This is a genomic window from Actinoplanes sp. GCM10030250, from assembly GCF_042666575.1.
Lineage (GTDB): Bacteria > Actinomycetota > Actinomycetes > Mycobacteriales > Micromonosporaceae > Actinoplanes.
This window is the reverse complement of sequence record NZ_JBHTDO010000019.1, coordinates 65408-80809: the sequence shown is the minus strand read 5'-3', so window position 1 is coordinate 80809 and position 15402 is coordinate 65408. Positions and strand designations below refer to the sequence as shown.

The 15402-nt window shown below is 69.3% G+C and carries 17 protein-coding genes; 4 read left to right on the top strand and 13 right to left on the bottom strand.

Annotated elements, in window-relative coordinates; all coding sequences use genetic code 11:
• Nucleotides 1-6 precede the first annotated feature (6 nt).
• The 3 genes from ACFQV6_RS23795 to ACFQV6_RS23785 form a co-directional block, all read right to left on the bottom strand.
• Nucleotides 7-2022 carry an ABC transporter permease subunit gene (locus ACFQV6_RS23795; RefSeq protein WP_378029773.1) on the bottom strand — a complete coding sequence of 672 codons (2016 nt, stop codon included), beginning with the start codon at nt 2020-2022 and terminating at the stop codon, nt 7-9.
• Nucleotides 2019-3449 (bottom strand): extracellular solute-binding protein, encoded by a 1431-nt coding sequence (locus tag ACFQV6_RS23790; protein ID WP_378029772.1) that lies wholly within the window; start codon nt 3447-3449, stop codon nt 2019-2021. Before ACFQV6_RS23790 ends, ACFQV6_RS23795 begins: the two co-directional genes overlap by 4 nt.
• Before the next feature lie 121 nt (nt 3450-3570).
• Entirely contained in the window at nt 3571-4341 is a 771-nt protein-coding gene (locus tag ACFQV6_RS23785) for an IclR family transcriptional regulator (RefSeq protein WP_378029771.1), read from the bottom strand.
• Between the two features lie 182 nt (nt 4342-4523).
• Between ACFQV6_RS23785 and ACFQV6_RS23780 the strand changes: the two genes are divergently transcribed.
• The 4 genes from ACFQV6_RS23780 (at nt 4524) to ACFQV6_RS23765 (ending at nt 7130) form a co-directional block, all read left to right on the top strand.
• Nucleotides 4524-4916, top strand: a complete 393-nt coding sequence (locus tag ACFQV6_RS23780; RefSeq protein ID WP_378029770.1) for a nuclear transport factor 2 family protein — start codon at nt 4524-4526, stop codon at nt 4914-4916.
• 58 nt (nt 4917-4974) lie between these two features.
• Nucleotides 4975-5169, top strand: coding sequence for a hypothetical protein (locus ACFQV6_RS23775; protein ID WP_378029769.1), 195 nt, complete (start codon nt 4975-4977; stop codon nt 5167-5169).
• Between the two features lie 64 nt (nt 5170-5233).
• Complete coding sequence (locus tag ACFQV6_RS23770; RefSeq protein WP_378029768.1) at nt 5234-5944, top strand: HAD family hydrolase; 711 nt, start codon at nt 5234-5236, stop codon at nt 5942-5944.
• 355 nt (nt 5945-6299) lie between these two features.
• Nucleotides 6300-7130 (top strand): NAD-dependent epimerase/dehydratase family protein, encoded by an 831-nt coding sequence (locus tag ACFQV6_RS23765; RefSeq protein ID WP_378029767.1) that lies wholly within the window; start codon nt 6300-6302, stop codon nt 7128-7130.
• Here ACFQV6_RS23765 and ACFQV6_RS23760 read toward each other — a convergent pair.
• The 10 genes from ACFQV6_RS23760 to ACFQV6_RS23715 all read right to left on the bottom strand — a co-directional run bounded on the left by ACFQV6_RS23760 (nt 7078) and on the right by ACFQV6_RS23715 (nt 15272).
• A complete protein-coding gene (locus ACFQV6_RS23760) occupies nt 7078-7698 on the bottom strand; it encodes a sugar O-acetyltransferase (RefSeq protein ID WP_378029766.1) in 621 nt (206 codons plus the stop codon). The genes ACFQV6_RS23765 and ACFQV6_RS23760 overlap by 53 nt on opposite strands.
• Before the next feature lie 98 nt (nt 7699-7796).
• Nucleotides 7797-8426, bottom strand: a complete 630-nt coding sequence (locus ACFQV6_RS23755; RefSeq protein WP_378029765.1) for a GPP34 family phosphoprotein — start codon at nt 8424-8426, stop codon at nt 7797-7799.
• Between the two features lies 1 nt (nt 8427).
• On the bottom strand, nt 8428-8619 hold the full coding sequence (locus ACFQV6_RS23750) for a hypothetical protein (RefSeq protein WP_378029764.1): 192 nt from the start codon (nt 8617-8619) through the stop codon (nt 8428-8430).
• 49 nt (nt 8620-8668) lie between these two features.
• Nucleotides 8669-9580, bottom strand: coding sequence for an SPFH domain-containing protein (locus ACFQV6_RS23745; RefSeq protein ID WP_378029763.1), 912 nt, complete (start codon nt 9578-9580; stop codon nt 8669-8671).
• A 94-nt stretch (nt 9581-9674) separates the two neighbouring features.
• Nucleotides 9675-10037 carry a MerR family transcriptional regulator gene (locus ACFQV6_RS23740; protein WP_378029762.1) on the bottom strand — a complete coding sequence of 121 codons (363 nt, stop codon included), beginning with the start codon at nt 10035-10037 and terminating at the stop codon, nt 9675-9677.
• A 54-nt stretch (nt 10038-10091) separates the two neighbouring features.
• Complete coding sequence (locus tag ACFQV6_RS23735) at nt 10092-10748, bottom strand: response regulator (RefSeq protein ID WP_378029761.1); 657 nt, start codon at nt 10746-10748, stop codon at nt 10092-10094.
• On the bottom strand, nt 10745-11899 hold the full coding sequence (locus ACFQV6_RS23730) for a sensor histidine kinase (protein ID WP_378029760.1): 1155 nt from the start codon (nt 11897-11899) through the stop codon (nt 10745-10747). Before ACFQV6_RS23730 ends, ACFQV6_RS23735 begins: the two co-directional genes overlap by 4 nt.
• 15 nt (nt 11900-11914) lie before the next feature.
• A complete protein-coding gene (locus ACFQV6_RS23725; RefSeq protein WP_378029759.1) occupies nt 11915-12664 on the bottom strand; it encodes an ABC transporter permease in 750 nt (249 codons plus the stop codon).
• The gene (locus ACFQV6_RS23720) at nt 12661-13557 is read right to left on the bottom strand and encodes an ABC transporter ATP-binding protein (protein WP_378029758.1); all 897 of its coding nucleotides are present in this window, start codon (nt 13555-13557) and stop codon (nt 12661-12663) included. The genes ACFQV6_RS23725 and ACFQV6_RS23720 overlap by 4 nt, the downstream gene beginning before the upstream one ends.
• Before the next feature lie 149 nt (nt 13558-13706).
• A complete protein-coding gene (locus ACFQV6_RS23715) occupies nt 13707-15272 on the bottom strand; it encodes an alpha/beta hydrolase (RefSeq protein ID WP_378029757.1) in 1566 nt (521 codons plus the stop codon).
• Between the last annotated feature and the right edge of the window lie 130 nt (nt 15273-15402).

Below are 15402 nucleotides of genomic sequence, written 5' to 3'. Positions count from 1 at the left end.
CGGCTCTCAGCCCTTCACCGCCCCCGCGGTAAGGCCCTCGGTCAGGAAGCGCTGCCCGAAGGCGTACATGACCACCACGGGAATGCTGACCAGCAGCGACGCCGCGGCGAGCTGGCCCTGCGGTACGACGTCACCGGCGATCATCGACTGCATCCCGACCGGAAGTGTCTTGTACTCGTCCTTGGTGAGGAACACGAAGGCGAAGAGGAACTCGTTCCAGGCGTTGGTCAGGGTGAACAGCGCGACCGCCAGCAGGCCCGGCTTGGCCAGCGGCAGCACCACCCGGCGGAACGCCTGGACGCGGCTGCAACCGTCGACGAGCGCGGCCTCCTCCAGCTCGACGGGGATCGACGCGAAGTACCCGGCCAGCAGCCAGGTGGCGAACGGCAGCGTGAAGGTCGGGTAGGTCAGCACCAGCGACCACAGCGAGTCGGTGAGCCGCACCCCGATGAGCAGCTGATACAGCGGGATGAACAGCAGCGCACCCGGCATCACGTAGGTGAGCAGCACCGTGACGGTGAAGCCCTGCGCACCGCGGAACCGCAGGCGGGCCAGCGCGTATCCACCCAGCGCGGCGCAGACCATCGCCACCGCTGTTGACGCCGCCGACACCAGCATGGTGTTGAGGTACCAGCGGCCGAACGGCTGGTCGGTGAAGAGGGCACCGAACTGGTCCAGGGTCCACGGCGTCGGCCACAGGTCGTGGTCGCGCATGACGACCTGGTTCTCGGACTTGAAGGCCGTGACGGCGATCCAGTACAGCGGTCCCAGCACGAAGGCGAGCAGCCCGGCCAGCGCGACACCGGACCCCACGCTCGACACGGCCGACGACGCTCGGCGGCCGCCCCGGTCCTGGAATCCGGTGACCACCCGGCCGACCGCCGCCGCGATCAGCATGATCACGCCGAGGACCACCGCCGCCTTCCAGAAGATCTGCGGCGACGCCCAGGCCAGCAGACCGGTGACCGCCGCGGCGACGACCCACCCGAGCACCTTGCGATCCGGGCCGGCCCGCGCCCCGCGGTGCCGCCGGGACGGCTTGATGCTCCCGTCCTGGCGCAGCAACCGCACCAGGAAGAACACCAGCCCGCCGATGACCGGCAGCATGACGAGCGTGACCGCCGCTCCGGCGCCGTACTGCAGTTGCAGGATCGCCTTCGAATAGGCGACCAGCACGTACGGCGCGGTCAGGTCACCCGGGCCGCCCTGCGTCAGCAGCCAGATCAGGTCGAAGTTGTTGAACGTCCAGATCGACGACAGGGTCACCGTCACGGTGATCACGTGGCGCAGTCCGGGCAGCGTCACGTGGGCGAACCGCTGCCACGACGAGGCGCCGTCGATGGTCGCCGCCTCGTACTGGTCGGCCGGGATGGCCTTCAGGCCGGCGAGGAAGCAGATGGTGAAGAACGGCACCCCCTTCCACACGTTGACGAGGATCACCGACGGCATGGCCAGCGACGCGTCGGACAGCCAGCCGGCGGGCCAGCTGCCGACCAGATGCGTGGTGGCCAGCAGCGGGCCGATCCCCGAGGCGGTGAGCAGCGTGTTGACGCTGCCGAAGATCGGGTCGAGCAGCGAGCGCCAGCTGAACGCCGTCACCACGGTCGGGACCACCCACGGCACCAGGAGCAGTCCGGTCAGCAGGGCCCGCCCGCGGCGCCGATGGTGCAGCAGCAGGGCCGCGGCCAGACCCAGGACCACTTTGAACACTTCGGCGTACGCGGTGAAGACGAACGAGTTCACCACACCCGTACGGAATTGCTGGTCGCCACCGAGGGCGCGATAGTTGCCCAGGCCGACGAACACGCTCTCGGCGCCGTGCCGTTCCGTGGTGCTGGTGACGACCGACCACAGGATCGGCGCCAGCACAAGCCCGCCGACCAGGATCGCGGTCGGCGCCAGGAACAGTGCCGCCAGCCGCCAGTCGCGACCCAGCCGCCGCTGGGTCGGCGTGAGGGAACCGGGCCCCGGTGGCGCGGGTGCCTGCGTCACCGGGGCCCGCTCGGTGCGGACCGAGCTCACTGCGGCAGCCCCTGCTGGCCGAAGATCTGCACCATTTTCGCGTGGGCGGCCGTCACCGCCTGCGCGGGAGCCGCTCCCTGGACGACCTGCTGCATCATGTCGGTGAGTACGTAGGCGGCGACGACTGCCTGCTGCCCGGCGCTGGCCTTCTGCGGGAAGCTCAGGCCGTTCTTGGTGGACAGCGGCAGCGGCTGCTGGGACATCGTGCGCAGCATGGCGAACGCCGGGTCGCCGCCGGTGAAGAACGGGTCGGCGTCCCAGACCTTCTCCCAGGCGGGCATCGCCAGGCCGGGAGCCTCCTTCGCCACACCGACGAGAGCGGGCGCACTGACCAGGTACTGCGCCAGGACCTTGGCGAGCGCGGCGTTCTTGGCGCCCTTGAAGACGACAAAACCCTGGGATTGGCCGAGCAGCAGGGATTTGTCGGTAGCCGGTCCGATGCAATCCGAGAAAACGTGCGTGTTCCCGTACACCGGATTCTTCTTGGTCTTGGAATCGGCGTAGACGCTGAAGCTGTTGCGGGTGTAGCCCAGGATCCCGGCCAGCCAGTTCTCGTTGTTGCTGGTATCGGTCCAGCTGGCCACTCCCGGCGGGAGCATCGGCTGGTACTTGGGGTTGGTGTAGATGTCGCCCAGGAAGGTCACCGCCTGCACGGTCTCGGGCGAGTCGAAGGTGACCTTCCGGCCGTCGTTGGAGGCGATCGCCCCGCCGTAGGAGTTGATCAGCGCTTCGATCATGCCGTTGCCGTCGCCGGACCGGTTGATCATCATGCCCCAGCCGAACCGGCGCTTGCCCGGGTCGGAGATCGCCAGGCACAGGTCCCGCAGTTCCTCCCAGCTGTAGACGTCCTTGGTGGCGATGCCCTTCTCCTGCATCCAGTCCTTGCGCAGGAACGACCCGATCCCGATGAAGTGGTAGGGAATCGCGTACCACTTGCCGTCGAAGACGCAGAAGTTCTTGGCCTCCGCGCAGGGCTCGCCATACTTCGCCGTCAGCAGCTCGACGACGTCCGTCACGTCCTCCAGGTCGCCCAGCGCCTGGAACTGCGCGACGAACCGCGAGTCGGTCATGAACGCCAGGTCACGCGCCACGCCGCCCTTGACCTCGGCATCGATCTTGGCCACCACGTCACCGGCGTCGGCCTGGACCAGGCTGTTCTCGATCTTCGTACCGGTGGCCTCGGCGAACTTCCTGATCGAGCCGTCGAGCGCCTCGTTCGCCGCTGTCGAGTACAGCTTCTGCGACAGCATCCCCATCGACGAGCCCTTCAACGACACAGCGGCGTCGAGCAGCTCCTTCGGAACCTCCGGCTGCACCGCGGTGGGCGACTCGGAGTTGCTACCGCACGCGGCCAGACCGGCTGCGCCGAGCACCCCCACCCCCATCCCCAGAAAGCCGCGCCGGGACCACAACGGGTTGTCCTCCATGGCAATTCGTCTCCCGCCGTTCGAAATATCGAACTCAGTTCGAAATATCGTATTGGGTGGACGCGACGGTAGAGGACACCCGTTATGGGTGTCAATGTTTCGATGCGATTGCGGGGCCGGGCTAGCGGGGTTGCGACACGTAACCCATGCGGGCGGACAGTGTGGCCGCGCCCTCGCGGACCAGCTCGGCCCACTCCACATGCGCCTGCGGGGTCCAGCGGATGATCGGTGCGGAGAGGCTCATCGCGGCGATGATCGTGCCGGAGTGGTCCCGGACCGCCGCGGCGACACAGCGCATGGCACTGTCGGACTCGCCGATGTCGACCGCGACGCTCTCCGCCCGGACCCGTTCGAGGTGCGCCCGCAGGCTGTCCGGGTCGGTGATGCTGTCCGGTGTCATGCCCGCCAGCGGACCCTTCGACAGGACGGCGTCCAGGCCCGCCTGGTCGAGGCCCGACAGCAGGACCTTGCCGACCGCCGTGCAGTGCGCCGGCAGCCGCCGCCCCACCGCGGAGACCATCCGGACGGGATGCGTGCTGTCGACCTTGGCCAGGTAGATGACGTCGGCGCCGTCGAGCACGGCCACATGGACCGCCTCGTCGCACGCGGCGGCGACGTCCCGCGTGACGCTCTGCGCCTCACGAACCAGGTCGAGGCGGCCGGAGAACGCTGCGCCGAGCTGGAACAGGGGCATGCCAAGCCGATACCGCACCGGCTGGCCCGGTACGGAGATCAGGTACGAGCGGTCCACGAGCGTGACGAGCAGCTCGTGAACGGTGGTGCGGGGCAGGTCGAGCCGCTCGGTCACCTCCCGCGCCGACAGTTCGGGCCGGTCCAGGAACAACTCGAGGATGTCGAGTGCGCGGATGACCGCCGGTACCACACGGGGCATGTCGATAGTCCTTTCCCAATACCGGCCCGCGTCGACGATCTCCACCGGGGACCGGCACCTGAACAGGGTAACGGCCCCGCTGTCCCGCGGCCTCGCCGTCCCGCGGCCCTACCGTCCCGCGGCCTCGCCGTCCCGCCGCCACGCTGTCCCGCCTTGGGGCGCCGACCCCGTACGCTGGCGCGGTGATCGATTTTCGCACCGCGGTGGAAGCACGCGACCCCGAAGCCATCACGGCCACCCTTGCCGACACCGTGGTGTTCCGCAGCCCGGTGGCGTTCAAGCCCTACCCGGGCAAGGCGATCACCGCGGCGATCCTGCGCGGCGTGCTGCGGGTGTTCGAGGACTTCCGGTACGTCCGCGAACTCAGCGGCGACGGCGGCCGCGACCACGCACTGGTCTTCGAGGCCCGGATCGGCGACGTCGCCGTCGAGGGCTGCGACTTCCTGCACCTGGACGAGAACGGCCTGATCGACGAGTTCACGGTCATGGTCCGCCCGCTGTCCGCCGCGCAGACCCTGGCCTCCGCGATGGCCGCCCAGTTCGACCAGATCCAGCGCGAGGCCACCGCCGCCTGACAACCCCTTTTCGTACGCGGCTCTCGCATGTGCGCCGCGCCGGTCGCATACTCAGGCCATGGGCACAACTGTCAGGCCCGCCTTCACGAGGCTAGGCGCGGCAATCACCGGATTCGCGGCGTTCGTGGTCTTCTCGCCGGCCATCGGCGCCACCCAGCACAACTGGAACACCGGCCTCTCGGCCGGCGTAATGATCGGCCTCTGCGTCTTCGTCGCTCACTGGTTCGCCGCGCAGCCCCGCCGCCGCTGCTGAGGCCGTTTCGCCGGTGTGCGCCCGGTCATGGCTGCCGGCGGCACCCGCCGTTATCGTCACCGCCATGCCGGAAACCGCCTCGCTCCCGTTCGACGCCGTGCTCTTCGACTGCGACGGGGTGCTCGTCGACTCCGAACGCATCACGAACACCGTGCTCCGAACGATGCTGCACGAACTCGGCTGGCAGCTCTCCGAGGCGGACTGCTTCCGGCTCTTCGTCGGCCGCGCGCTCAGCGACGAGGCTCATGTGATCACCGCACACACCGGCTTCACCGTGACCGCCGAGTGGCTCGGCGAGTTCCGCAAGCGCCGCAACGACGCCCTCACCCTCGACCTGCTGCCGATCCCCGGCGCGGTGGCCGCCGCCCACGAGATCAACCGCGCCTACCGCGGCAACCTGGCCTGCGCCAGCGGCGCCGACCGCCACAAGGTCGAGCTGCAGCTCACCAAGGTCGGCCTCGACACGGTCTTCGCCGGCAAGATCTTCAGCGGCATGGAGACACCCCGGAGCAAGCCCGCCCCCGACGTCTACCTGGCCGCCGCGTCCGCCCTCGGCGTCGACCCGTCCCGCACCGCGGTGATCGAGGACACCCCGACCGGCGTCCGCGCCGGAGTAGCCGCCGGCGCCACAGTCCTCGGCTACTGCCCACCGGGAAGTCCGTCCCACAATCCCCCGCAGGTCCTGCTGGACGCCGGCGCCACCCACACCTTCACCGACATGGCCGACCTGCCCACGCTCCTGGCAACCCTGCCCACCTCCCACGCCACCCGCTGACCACACCACCCCTCACCGCCAGCCGAACCACCCAGCTGGGCGTGAGGGGCCCTTTCCGAGCCCCAACACCCCCCTCACCGCCAGCCGAACCACCCAGCTGGACGTGAGCGGCCCTTTCCGAGCCCCAACACCCCCCTCACCGCCAGCCGAACCACCCAGCTGGACGTGAGCGGCCCTTTCCGAGCCCCAACACCCCCCTCACCGCCAGCCGAACCACCCAGCCACGTCCCGCGGCGGACGGCAGTGGCAAGACGCTGCTCGCCGCGTCCATGAGGAACCGGCCGCGAATCCGCGTAGTCGTCTGCCGTACGGGGATATCTTCGCCGTTGGTAGTTGACTTTTACAGGAGGCCAGAATGCGCATCGCCGTCACCGGAGGCACCGGCAAGCTCGGGCGGGCCGTGGTCGCCGATCTCCGGGAACACGGCAATGAGGTGGTCAACCTGGACGCGGCGGCGCAGAGGCCGGACATCCGGATCGATCTGACCGATTATGGGCAGACAGTCGAGGCGTTCACCGCCATCGACGACCGTTACGACGGGATCGACGCGGTCGTGCACCTCGCGGCGATTCCCGCGCCCGGGCTGACGGCCAATGCGGCTACTTTTCAGAACAACATCACCGCCACGTACAACGTTTTCGCCGCGGCCAAGGCGGCCCGGATCACCAACGTGGTCTGGGCGTCCAGCGAGACGCTGCTCGGCATCCCGTTCGACACGCCGCCGCCCTACATTCCGCTGGACGAGGAGTACCCGGCGCGCCCGGAGTCACGGTATGCCCTGGTCAAGCTTCTGGAGGAGACCATGGCGGCGCAGTTCTGCCGGTGGGATCCGGCGCTGAAGATGGTCGGGCTGCGGTTCTCGAACGTCATGGACCCGGAGGACTACGAGCAGTTTCCCTCCTTCGATGACGACCCGCACCTGCGCAAGTGGAACCTGTGGGGTTACATCGACGCCCGCGACGGTGCGCAGGCGGTGCGTAAGGCACTCGCCTACCAGGCCACCGGCGTGGACATCTTCATCATCGCGAACGCGGACACGGTGATGAGCCGCTCGTCGGCGAGCCTGGCGGCCGAGGTCTATCCGGACGTACCGGTGACCAGGGAGCTCGGCGAGCACGAGACCCTGCTCTCGATCACCAAGGCGCGGCGCCTTCTCGGGTACGACCCTCAGCACTCCTGGCGCTGAGATCCTCGTCGGTGATGCCTCGGACGACTCGGCAGGGAACTCCGACGGCGACCGTCATGGCCGGGATGTCGTGGGTGACGACGCTGCCCGCGCCGATGACGGAGCCGTACCCGATGCGGACGCCGGGGAGCACGACGGCGTTGCTGCCGATCCAGACCCGGTCCTCGATCACGATGGGTTCGGAGAACCGCCGGAAGTCCTCCCGCAGGTCCGGGTGGATCGGGTGCCCGGTGGTGGTCAGGGTGACGCTCGGGGCGATCATGACGCCGTTGCCGATCCGGATCTCCACGTCGTCGACGAACGTCAGGTTGACGTTGCCGAAGAAGTCGTCGCCGATGTGCACGTTGCTGCCGAACCCGGCGTGGAACGGCGACAGCAGCACGGTGCGCTCCCCCACCGACCCGAGGATCGCCTCCAGCAGGGACCGGCGCCGTGCGGTGTCACCCGGGCGCACCTGGTTGTATTCGAAGACCAGGTCCGCGCGGCGCCGGGGGTTCTGGAAGGCCGCTTCCGACTCGGTGTAGAGAAGCCCCCGCCGGATTTTGTCCAGCACGTCCTCATCGGTCATCCCCGGCTCCCTCGCACTCTTCGTACTCGGCGTCCATCAGATCTTGGAGGTTACTGCCGGCCTGCTCGGAGCGGACAGTCGGCGCGGTCTCCCGGTGGCTAAGCGGCCTCGCCGCCGAGGGCCGCGTCGCGGATCGAGGAGTGCAGGGCGGGCGCGATCGGTCCACTGAGGTGGGTCAGGTCACGGATGCGCCGTTTCTCGGCCCGTCTGGTCCTGCGGTCGAGGGCAAGACCGAGGTTTCCCGCGGCGACGACGGCCACCAGGGCGGCGTCGGCGGGATCGACTCGGCCGACGGGGGTTTTCAGGGCAGCGCTGACCCGGGCGAGGAGTTCCTTGCGTACGCCGGGATCGCGGAGGAACACCCTCGTCACGGGGAACAGCCCGAGGACACGGTGTGGTTCTAGGCGAACCCAGCCGCCGTAGCTGAGTTGTAGGCGTACCGCGCTGATCGCGGCGTTCTGCCGGGTGTCCACCCAGGACTGCCAGGTGCGCGGCCGGGAGCCGGCGATCTCCTCGAGGAGGGCCTCGAGAACGGGATCGTGGCAGCTGTGCCGGATCTTGATGACCACCCGGCCGCCGTCGTCGGTGAGGTGGCCGGTGACATAGAGCTCGGCGAGGGCCGCGGCGCGCAGCATGGCGCCGAGGTTCGTGCCGATCCGGGCCCTGCCCTTGTCCGGGTCCAGGGCCAATAGGAAGACGCGCTGAGGGAGGCTGCCGGGTACTGCCATGTCATTCTTCTTCCGGCTCGGGTGTTGCTTCTTCCGGCTCGGGGGTTGCGGGTGGCCGGCCGGGTCCGCGCATCCGGCCGACTCCGCCGGGCAGGCGGCCCGCGTCGGTGAGGGCCTTGCGCAGGAGATACTCGATCTGCGCGTTCGTGCTGCGAAGCTCGTCCCCGGCCCACCGTGCAAGAGCGTCATGCACGGCGGGATCAAGACGGAGAAGGAGCTTTTTCCGTACGGTAGCCATGTGCCTAGGAGTAAAGGGTGCCCGCGTTGACCACGGGCTGGGCGTCCCTGTCGCCGCACAGGACCACCAGCAGGTTGCTCACCATCGCGGCCTTACGCTCCTCGTCGAGGTCGACGACGTGGTTGTCGGCGAGACGGATCAGGGCCATCTCCACCATGCCGACGGCGCCTTCGACGATCCGGGCGCGGGCCGCGACGATGGCGTTCGCCTGCTGCCGGCGCAGCATGGCGTGCGCGATCTCGGGTGCGTAGGCGAGGCGAGTCAGCCTCGACTCGATGATCTTCACACCGGCGGCGGCGACCCGCACGCCGATCTCCTCGGACAGCCGCGCGGTGATCTCGTCGGCGTTGTCGCGCAGTGACATCCGGGCGGTGTCGTGGGAGTCGTACGAATAGCTGTTGGCGATGTGCCGCACCGCGGTCTCGGTCTGGATGGCGACGAACTCGATGAAGTCATCCACCTCGAAGACGGCACGGGCGGTGTCCTCGACCTGCCAGACGACGACGGCGGCGATCTCGATGGGGTTGCCGTCGGCGTCGTTGACCTTGAGCACGTCGGTCTCGTGGTTGCGGATACGGGTGGAGACCTTGCGCCTGGCGGTGAGCGGGTTGACCCAGCGGAGCCCGTCGGTGCGCACGGTCCCGGTGTAGCGCCCGAGCAGCTGAAGGACGCGGGCCTCGCCGGGCGCGACGGGAGTGAGGCCGGCCAGGGCGATCAGGGCGGCCAGAGCGATCAGGATGCTGACGCCGACGATGCTGATGACGACGACGGCGTCACCCTGCTGCACGCCGAAGATGAAGACGGCAGCGGCGACGAGGAGCACCAGGAGGGACAGGGAGAGGACCGGCCAGCCGGAGGCGTCGCGGGCGAGGCGCTCGCGCACCTGCGGTGCGGGCAGGTCGAGGTGTTCCGTCATGTGGGGCTCCCTCACAGTAGCGATGTCTTGAGGGTAGCAATGTGATATCACTTTTCCAAGTCCGCGGGCCCGAACCGTCTGCCGCGGACAGGTGCTAGGCCACGGACTCGAACCCCGCGGGTGTGTCGGCCGCCGCACCGTCGCGCAGGATGGCCGCGATGTCGGAGCGGGACCGGACCAGGCGTTCGATCTCGGCCACGAGCTTGGCGTCCACCTGCCGCAGTGCTTCCGGGGAAAGGTTTCCGTCCGCGCCGGCTTCGCCGATCCAGGCGAGGGGTACGCCCAGCCCGACCAGCCGCCGGATACGCAGCAGACGTACGAGTTCCGGAGTTCCGTACTGCTTGTAGCCGTTGTGCCGCCGCTCGGGCTCGTCCAGCAGGCCGAGCCGGTGATAGTGCCTGATGGTGTTCACTGTCGTGCCGGCGAGTTCCGCGAGTTCGCGCGTACTCCAGGCCACATCGTCTCCTCTTGCCTGCGGTTCGGACTTCACGCTGACGGGCCGCCCGAGAGCTCAGGCCCGTGGCTGGACCAGGCCGTTGTCGTACGCGAAAATCACTGCTTGGATTCGGTCTCTCGCCCCGATCTTGGCCAGTACGCGTCCGACGTGCTTCTTCACCGTCGACTCGGTCAGCGTGAAGCGTTCGGCGATCTCGGTGTTGGTGGCACCCTGGCCGATCGCCTCGAGGACCTCGCGCTCCCGCTCGCTCAGTGCCGCCAGCCGGTGATCCTCGGCGGCGACCGGCGCCGCGTCCTGGAGATAGGCGTCCATCAGTTTGCGGGTCAGGCTGGGCGCCACCACCGAGTCGCCGCTCGCGACGGCCAGGATGCCGGCGATCAGCTCCTCGGGGCGGGCGTCCTTGAGGAGGAAGCCGCTCGCACCGGCTCGCAGGCCGGCGTAGACGTATTCGTCCAGGTCGAAAGTGGTCAGGATCAGGACGTGGGTGCGTGATCCGGCCGCGGTGATGCGGCGGGTGGCCTCGATGCCGTCCATGCCGGGCATCCGTACGTCCATCAGCACCACGTCGGGCCGGGTCTGCTCGACCGCTCGCACTGCCTCGGCGCCGGTGGAGGCCTCGCCGACCACGACCATGCCGGGGGTGCCGTCCAGCAGCATCTTGAAGCCCATCCGCTGCAACGGCTGGTCGTCGGCGATCAGCACGGTGGTCATCCGGGCTCCTTGAGTACGACGTCGATGAGCCAGCCACTCTCGGCCGGACCGGCGGTCACCACCCCGCCGTACATGGCGGCGCGTTCGCGCATGCCGAGCAGGCCGTGGCTCGGGGCGGCGGGTTTGCCACGGCCGTTGTCGTGGACGCGTACGCGTACCTCTCCAGCGGAAGCAGCGAGAGTGACGTCCGCGACCGCACCGCGCCCCGCGTGTTTGAGGGTGTTGGTGAGTGCCTCCTGAACGATGCGATAGACCGCGAGCTGCACGCCTCTGCCGAGTTTGTGCAGGTCACCCGTGGTGGAGTAGGTGACCGGCAGTCCCGCGGCCCGCACACTCGGCAGCAGCCGGTCGAGATCGTCGATGCCGGGCTGCGGGCTCAGCTGCGGATCGGCGTCCTCCCCGCGCAGCACGCCGAGCACCCGGCGCAGCTCGGCGAGCGCCTGCCGGCCGGTCTCCCCGATCAACAGCAGTGGCTCAGCGGTCTGTTCGTCGCGCGACTTCGCCAGCGTGGCTCCACCGTCGGCGAGGCCCACGATCACCGACACGTGATGGCCGACGATGTCGTGCATCTCGCGGGCCACCCGGGCCCGCTCGTCGGCGACGGCGAGGCGGGCGCGCTGGTCACGCTCGATTTCCAGGCGGGCTGCTCGATCCTCAAGAGCGATGAGGTACGCGCGGCGGGTGCGCACCGCGACGCCGGACGCGACCACGGCCGCCCACATGCCGAGAGCCAGGAACAACGTGAGGGTACGGTTCTCGAGCACCTCTTCGAACAGATAGATCTCGGCGAGCAGCGATGCGACAGTGATGCCGGATGCCAAGGCCAGCGCCCGCCACGAACCGCGGGAGACCACCGCGAAGAGCATCACGAGCAGGATCACCCCGGCGCCGACCTCGACGCTCAGCCATCCCTGTACCAGTACGGTGGCCGCGGTGACCAGGAACGCCGGGAACGGCTGTCGCCGCCGCCAGTACAGCGGTGGTAGCAGGACCAGAGTCGCGATGGTGGCCGGCAGCGGCGACTCGATCAGGTCCGGGAGGCCGAAGAGCACGATCGGGACGGCCACGAGGGAGTCGGTGACCCACGGCCGGCGGCGGTCGAACGTCCGCAGCCATGCCTGCCGGTCCACCAGCCAGCTCTGCGCGCTCATCAGACGATTGTCTCCTTACGCGTCGGTCTTCTTGAGCCGATACGCCGCGGCCGCGAGCGTCACGAGCACGTAACCCGCGAAGACGGCGAGACCGGTCCACGGCGCCAGCATGCTGTCCCCCTGGGTCAGCGCCATCACGGCGCTGCCCGCGTTGCTCGGCAGGTAGGGGGTGATCGCCTCGGAGATCGAGTCCGGCAGCAGCACGGCCAGACCGGGCACGATCAGCAGCCCGCCGGCCAGAATCGCGATCGCGCCGGCGGCGGCGCGAACGAGCATGCCCAGCGCGACACCCAGCACCGCGACCAGGCCCAGGTAGAGGCCGGCGCCGAACAGGGCCCGCGGCACACCGTCGTCGCCGAGGCTCAGGCCACCGACGTCGTCGTTGAGGACGGCCGACCCCAGGGCGAAGGCAGCGAACGCTCCGGCAGTCATCACGATGAACGCGGCCAGACCGGCAACCAGGCTCTTCGACCACAGCACCGGCAACCGGCGCGGCACCGCGGCCAGCGTCGCCCGGATCATGCCGGTGGTGTACTCGCTTGCACCCAGCAGCACGCCGAGCACTCCGACGGCGAGGGAGGCCAGGGTGCTGCCGGACAGGGCCAGGTCGACCGCCGACATGCCGGTGCCCGAGAGGGACGCCGAAGCGATCATGCCGAACGCGATCAGGAGGACGACGGATACGCCGGTCGTGATCCAGGTGGAGCGGAGCGAGGAGAACTTGATCCATTCGGCGGCGACGACGCCACCAGGGGTGATCTTCATCGGGCGGCCTCGTATTCGACGGCGTCACGGGTCAGGTCCATGAACGCCTCTTCCAGCGAGGCGTTCTGCGGTGTGAGTTCGAACAGCGGGATTCCGCGCGTGGCAGCGGCCAGCCCGATCTCCCGGGCGGTGGTTCCGGTGACGAACAGCTCCTCGGCGCCGGTCGAGGTGACCGTGACGCCCGATCCGCCGATCAGCGCGCGCAGCGCGTCGGGGGCGGCGGTGACCACCCGGACGCCCTCGGCTGTCACCAGGTCGGCAACGGTGGTGTCGGCGAGCAGCCTGCCCCGGCCGACGATGACCAGGTGATCGGCGATCAGCGAGACCTCGCTCATCAGGTGCGACGACAACATCACCGTGCGCCCCTCGGCGGCCAGGCCGGCGAGCAGGGTGCGCACCCAGAGGACACCCTCGGGGTCGAGGCCGTTGACCGGCTCGTCGAGCATCACCACGGCCGGATCGCCGAGCAGCGCGGCGGCGATGCCGAGCCGCTGACCCATGCCGAGGGAGAAGGCGCCGACCCGCTTGTTGGCGACGGCCGAGAGACCGGCCAGGCTGAGCACCTCGTCGACGCGGGAACGCGGGATGCCGTGGGTGCGGGCCAGCGCGAGAAGGTGGCTGACCGCGGTACGGCCGGGGTGCACCGCCTTGGCGTCGAGCAGCACGCCGATCTCGCGCAGCGGTGCCTTCGACGACGCGTACGGCTTGCCGTTGACCAGCACGTCACCCGAGGTCGGTGCGTCGAGGCCGACGATCATCCGCATGGTGGTCGACTTGCCGGCGCCGTTCGGCCCGAGGAAGCCGGTGACCTGACCCGGCTTCGCGGTGAACGACAGGCGGTCGACGACCGTCTTCGCACCGTACCGCTTGGTTACTTCGCGTACCTGAATCATGCTCACAACGCTAGGAGTGCGTGGCGCCAAGATCGTGGTACCGCGGTCGGCACTTCCGCGCCGCCGGTGGTACCTGGGTACCACCGGCGGCCTTCTGTTGTTTTCCATTGTTTCCGTTGTTTCCGTTGTTTTCCGGAGCGGTCAAGCTTTCAGGAGCGGCAGGTGACGTCCCTGGCCGGCATCGTTCCGTCGACCAGATAGGCGGTGGTCAGGTTCAGCGCGCAGGCGTTGCCGCCGAGGACGTAGACACCGTGGCCGCTGTCGTCGGCGGTCACCAGCTTGGCCCGCTGGCCGAACTTCCGGCGCAGCAGCTCGGCGTTGATCGCCGGGGTGACCGGGTCGCGCCGGTTCTGCAGCATCAGCACGCCGGCCGGCCCCTCCCTGTCGACCTTGACCGGCGGTTCGGACGGCTCGTGCTTCCAGTAGGCACACGGGGTGATGTTGGCGGTCGCCGCGCCGAACATCGGGTACCGCCTGCGGTCCTCGGCGACACCCCGCCGGTAGGTCGCCAGATCCTCGGGCCAGTTGACGTCGTTGCAGGTGACGGCGAGGAACACGGTCAGCGCGTTGTCGACCGGGGCAGCCGCGGTGGCCGCGGTGGCCGCGGTGGCCGCGGTGGCCGCGGAGGCCGGGGTGGCCGCGGAGGCCGGGGTGGCCGCGGAGGCCGGGGTGGCCGCGGAGGCCGATGACGTCGCGGTCGCGCCGGGGTTCAGCAGCGACTGCCAGATCCGGGCCAGAGCCCCGTACTGGATGTCACCGTAGAGGTGGGCGAAGGTGAGGAACCGGAAGATGGCGCCGGTGGTTCCGTCGGGGGCCGGCGTCTTGTCGAGCCGCTCGGCGAGGGCGAAATAGGTCCTGCGTACCTGCGCGGGCGTACGGCCCAGGCCGTAGGAGCCGTGCCGCGCCGCCGCCCACCTCGCGAAGTCCGGGAACGTCTCCTCGACGCCGCGCGCGAACCGGCGCAGGCTGTCCCGATCGAGGTGGGTGTCCGCGAGGTTGCTGTCGACCACGATGCGGTCGGTGGTGTCCGGGAACAGCGACACGTAGGCCGCACCGAGCGCCGAACCGTAGGACGCACCGTAGAAGCTGGCCTTCCGCTCGCCGAGGGCGGCGCGGATCCGGTCCAGGTCGCGGGCCATGTTCGCTGTCGTCAGGTGCCGCAGCTGCCCCTGTTCGTCATGCGCCGCGCACCGCTCCGCGACCTTCTCGGCGATCTTCGCCTGTGCGGTCACGGCCGCGTCGTCCGCCGCGTACGGCGGCACGTTGGCCCAATAGCCGATCTCCTCCGTCAAGCCGCAGCTCATCGGCGTCGAGTGCCCGACGCCGCGGGTGTCCATGCCGATCAGGTCGTACGAGTCCATCACGCTCACCGGCAGGCCCTTGTTGGCCAGGAATCCCGGCTGGTCCAGCCCGGATCCGCCCGGCCCGCCCGGATTGAACAGCAGGATGCCGCGCCTCTTCTCCGGCTTGGTGCTCGCGATTCGCGACACCAGCAGTGAGATCTGGGCGCCGCCGGGGTCGCTGTAGTCCAGTGGGACCGGCAAGGACGCGCACTGGGCCGTCAGCGGCGCCGTCTTCGCGTTCACCTCCGCGGGGCAGGCGGCCCACTTCAGTTCGGCCGCCGCGGGTTCCCCCGCTTTCGCCGGCATCACCGCGATCAGTGCACCGACCAGGCTGAGCACCCCGATCAGGGCAGCGCCACGCCGTCGACTCATATCCAGCCTCCATCGCTCGTCCACTTCGCGGTCCGAGCCATGTGACGTCATGTTCCCGGCACACAGTCAAGGCCTCACCGGTCCTGCCGGTCCTCGTCTCGACCGTGTCTCCGCGGATGCAGTTTCCGGG